The sequence below is a fragment of the Chryseobacterium sp. SIMBA_028 genome (assembly GCF_046535285.1).
Taxonomy (GTDB): domain Bacteria; phylum Bacteroidota; class Bacteroidia; order Flavobacteriales; family Weeksellaceae; genus Chryseobacterium.
Genome location: NZ_JAWRWZ010000139.1, coordinates 1 through 305, shown reverse-complemented (window position 1 = coordinate 305; position 305 = coordinate 1). Strand labels below are relative to the sequence as shown.

Genomic DNA, 305 nt, shown 5'->3' with positions numbered 1-305 from the left:
GTCGGTGTTCTTCAATATTAAAAGTGTTTCAAATTTTGACGAAGCTCAGGAAGCAAATCATGCGCTGTTCAACAACTTCTTCCATCAGATGCTTACCAATGGAATTTACCTTCCTCCAAGTGGTTATGAAACGTATTTCATCAGCGATGCCATCAAAGACAAAGAGATAGATATGACATTAGAAGCGGTTAGAAAATTTGATTTTTCTTAACAGTCAATCATTACAGATAAAAAAGGGATGAGGTTTTACAACTTCATCCCTTTTTATTTTTGATAATTCGGAAGATTAGAAAATATTATTACAA

General features: G+C 33.1%; 1 pseudogene. It reads left to right on the top strand.

Annotation, left to right across the window (positions count from 1 at the left end):
* A pseudogene (locus tag SCA31_RS22890) lies at positions 1-211 on the top strand (aspartate aminotransferase family protein); the annotation flags it as partial.
* Between the last annotated feature and the right edge of the window lie 94 nt (positions 212-305).